Annotated in this window: 4 protein-coding genes; 2 read left to right on the top strand and 2 right to left on the bottom strand. The window is 46.5% G+C overall.

Features of this window, described 5'->3' with window-relative positions:
- The coding region (locus tag IQQ51_RS26920; RefSeq protein ID WP_228012797.1) for a fructose PTS transporter subunit IIA at positions 1–816 on the bottom strand (816 nt) is incomplete at its 3' end.
- Positions 817–1,144: 328 nt separating this feature from the next.
- Here IQQ51_RS26920 and IQQ51_RS10535 point away from each other — a divergent pair.
- On the top strand, positions 1,145–1,447 hold the full coding sequence (locus tag IQQ51_RS10535) for a PTS fructose transporter subunit IIB (protein WP_017070485.1): 303 nt from the start codon (positions 1,145–1,147) through the stop codon (positions 1,445–1,447).
- Between the two features lie 7 nt (positions 1,448–1,454).
- On the top strand, positions 1,455–2,228 hold the full coding sequence (locus IQQ51_RS10530; protein WP_193841073.1) for a PTS sugar transporter subunit IIA: 774 nt from the start codon (positions 1,455–1,457) through the stop codon (positions 2,226–2,228).
- Positions 2,229–2,425: 197 nt separating this feature from the next.
- Here the strand turns inward: IQQ51_RS10530 and IQQ51_RS10525 are convergent.
- A partial coding sequence (locus tag IQQ51_RS10525) for a sodium:solute symporter family transporter (RefSeq protein WP_228012796.1) occupies positions 2,426–3,625 on the bottom strand: 1,200 nt, incomplete at its 5' end.

Here is a 3,625-nt window from a genome sequence, read left to right as displayed (position 1 = left end):
CGCGCCGAGGAAGCCGGTATTGTATTGATTGACCGCGACCCAAGAACCAATCATTCCGGGCGCTAAACCCGGTTTGTCGGCCATTGAATACGCGATGTAACCACCGAGTACCGCAGTAAACAGGGTTAGCCCCGCGATGCCCATTTGTGCGATGTCTGCTAACACGCCACTTTCAGGAACTGCGCCATGACCCGACATCATCACCGACAAAGACAAAAGCACTCCACCTGCAACCACGAAAGGAATCATGTGCGAGGTACCGTATAATAAGTGTTCTTTGAGGCGATTAAGAGATTGCGCCCAAGGGCTGAGTGGCTCGACATACACCTCATGATGGCTTGAGGCGTAGCTATCGAACGATTCAGAATTGGCTTCGAGAAACAGCTCTTGAGCCTCCTCAACCGACTCAACCGCCTTTAATTTTGTAACAAAGCCATCTTCGATAAGTCTGGTCGAAATCTGAGCTAGCACCTCGATATGGTGGTCGTCGTTGTTGTCTGGTGAAGCGAGCATAAAGAACACATCCGACAGCTCGCCGCCGTCTGCGCCATAATCGATACCAGAGCGGCTGATACCTACCGCCACCGCAGGTTTAGCTACGGCAGTGCTTTTCGCGTGTGGAATCGCAATACCATCGTCAAAGCCAGTATTGCCGATGGCTTCACGCTTCCATATGTCATCAAGGAATTCACGTTTATTGGAGAGCTTACCGGCACGGTCGAGCAGTTCAACAAGCTCTTCAAATACCGCTTGTTTTGAGTCTGCTTGTAAATCTAAGCAGATGATCTCGGGCTCGATAATGTTGGTGATATCCATATGCTGCTCTGCCTCGCCTGATTTCAGACTGAAGTAATTACGTAAGTGATAAGGTTAATAAGATGAAAAGATTAACGGTGTGAAGGCACTCAATATATAGGACGAAAGGTGCATTAACTGGATTATTGTAACCAAGAACTCAGAGTGTGACTTTCACCTTGGAATAAAAAACGCCAATCCATAAAATCCACAGAACCCATAACAATATCGTCCCTCCGCCATGCGAGCTTTCCCTACTGGGTTTCCCATGCAAGATAGCTTTTGCCGGGTAGCTTTTGAAAGGTAGCTTATGTAACGTAACAGGGACGAGATTAAGCCGAGAATAATAATGAGAATTGTAGCGGTAACTGCGTGCCCTACAGGCATTGCGCACACCTATATGGCAGCTGATGCTCTAAATAAAACAGCCCCTAAGTTCAACGTTTCAATCAAGGTAGAGACGCAAGGCGCTATGGGTATTGAAAACTTACTGACAGCCCAAGATATTACCCTCGCAGACAAAGTGTTGATCGTCTCTGATATCGACATCGAACAACCAAGCCGATTTGACCCAGCTAAAACCGTATTTGTTCCAATGGAAGAAGTATTGTTGAGTGTCGATAAAGTCTTTATTAAGCATTGTCGAACTTAAGCTTTTGATGAACGAATACCAGATCACCTTCTTCGTTAACGATCCTGCCGCGAACTCACATGTCGCGCAGCCGCTGACTCGCTTAGCGAAGAAGTTCAAAAGCAACATCCGCATTATCAACATCACTCAAAATCGAACCGCTGATCTCTCCAAATCCGTCGCGATGCTGCAAGTAGGTTTACTTCGTGGTGATTTGTGCCAGATAACCGCGGTCGGTATTGATGCGGAGCTTGCCTGTTTCGTTCTCAAAGACATAATTGCAGAGCATTACGACATGGTTGGCTCACAGGTGAACCATGAGTTCTCTAGCGATCTAATTCAGCGAATGCCACAAATATGCCCACCTTGTGACATAAAGTGGCACCACGCTAAGGCGCAAACCCAACTGACCAAATTTGAGTGCTTGAAAGGGCTCGCTCACCTTGTTTATCCAGAAGACCCAGATGAACTGATTCTGGCATTTATTAAGCGAGAAGAACGCTCTTCAACCTGCGTGTCACCAGGTATTGCACTGCCGCATGTGATGTTTGAATCGACTCAAGATCTCTCGATTGCCGTTATCGTCAGTGACGACCCGATTGACTGGGCATCACGTATCGGCGAGGTGCATGTAGCTATTGCTCTTGTTCTGCCAACCAAGCCACAGCGTGAGCACATTGTGGCAGCTACCAACCTAACTCGAAACCTGCTTCACGATCAGGTCAATGAACGTCTGCAAAAGACTCGAAGCAGTGTCGATCTACAAGCTCTATTAATGTACATCTCGTCACGCCTTATCTAGTTTCTATTCTAATTCACCCCATCTGATTCATCCCCATCTAATTCAACTGTTCTGGTCAAGTTCAGCGAATCTATTTAGCCCCTGATAATGACACCTATCCAATCGTTTTAAGCTCATTTTCTCATACAATAAAAAACGGCTGAGCATTAGAGCTCAGCCGTTTTATGTTTAATTACTTGTTTAACTGGTTAGCTAACTTACACTGTTTTTTTCGCTTGTTTCGCATCCTCAACCGAGTCGTCTACAGCTTTTACCAGCAGCAGACCAACGATGAACACGATACCGCCACACAGTACGAACATCATTCTTCCCCAGAATGGGTTCGGTAGAGCAAACATCGCCATCACTGCCACACCAGACACTGCGATCAGTGAACCCAGCATGTGACGTTGTTTGTTATCCAGTTTCTTCTGTGCTGTTGATTCAGAAACCAATGGTGTCGCTAGGTTGTTGAAGAAGGTATCAACATCTTTCTGACGAGACGCTTCCAGTGGTTTGTAGAACAGAGTCGAAAGAATGAAGAAGCCAGCAGTAAATGTTAAGTGTGCAATTAGGCCTACCGCTACTTTCAAGTCAGACCATTCACGACCTGTTAGAGGCTCTAGGTTGAACCAGTTTTGTAGCATCTCAGCGGTAATCACGAAACCAACGATGTAAGACACAATCGCACCGACCACTAGCGTACCCCAACCTGCCCAGTCCGGAGTCTTCTTAAGGAAGAAGCCACAGAATGCTGGAATGGTCATTGGGAAGCCAATCAACGCACCCACGTACATCATGGTGTCGAATAGGCTCAAGCCTTTTAGCGAGTTGATAAACAGCGCGATAAGGATGATAGCTAGACCGAAGAAGGTAGACATCAACTTAGACACAATCATCAGCTCTTTCTCTGTCGCGTTTGGACGAAGAATCGGTTGGTAGAAGTTGATTACAAAGATACCTGAGTTACGGTTTAAGCCTGAGTCCATAGAAGACATAGTTGCCGCAAACATCGCTGCGATTAGAAGGCCTACCATACCTGCTGGCATGTATTGCTCTACGAAGTAAAGGTAAGCGAAGTCGCCTGCTTTAGAACCTGCATCTGGGTAATGTGCTGCAAGGTCAACGCCTTGTCCTGCTACGAACCAAGGTGGCATAAACCAAATGATTGGACCGATGGTCATCAGAATACACGCTAGCAGAGCGGCTTTCTTCGCGTTCTTAGAGTCTTTTGCCGCTAGGTAACGGTAAGAGTTCAACATGTTATTGGTGATACTGAACTGTTTGAAGAAGATGAAGAATGCCCAGATTCCGAAGATGCTTACGTAGTTCAGGTTGTTACCAGAAACGAAAGATGCGCCTTCTGCTACAGGGAAATCGTTGATGATTTCAGTAACGCCACCACCTTGTACGATAGC

The organism is Vibrio sp. OPT18, from assembly GCF_015163615.1.
Taxonomy (GTDB): Bacteria; Pseudomonadota; Gammaproteobacteria; order Enterobacterales; family Vibrionaceae; genus Vibrio; species Vibrio coralliirubri.
The sequence above is the reverse complement of the archived record's forward strand: the minus strand, read 5'-3'. Positions and strand labels throughout refer to the sequence as shown.

Bases quoted from the DNA above. Each gene is read 5' to 3' on its own strand.
- IQQ51_RS10535 (WP_017070485.1), top strand. From the start codon at position 1,145: ATGAGAATTGTAGCGGTAACTGCGTGCCCTACAGGCATTGCGCACACC.
- IQQ51_RS10530 (WP_193841073.1), top strand. From the start codon at position 1,455: ATGAACGAATACCAGATCACCTTCTTCGTTAACGATCCTGCCGCGAAC.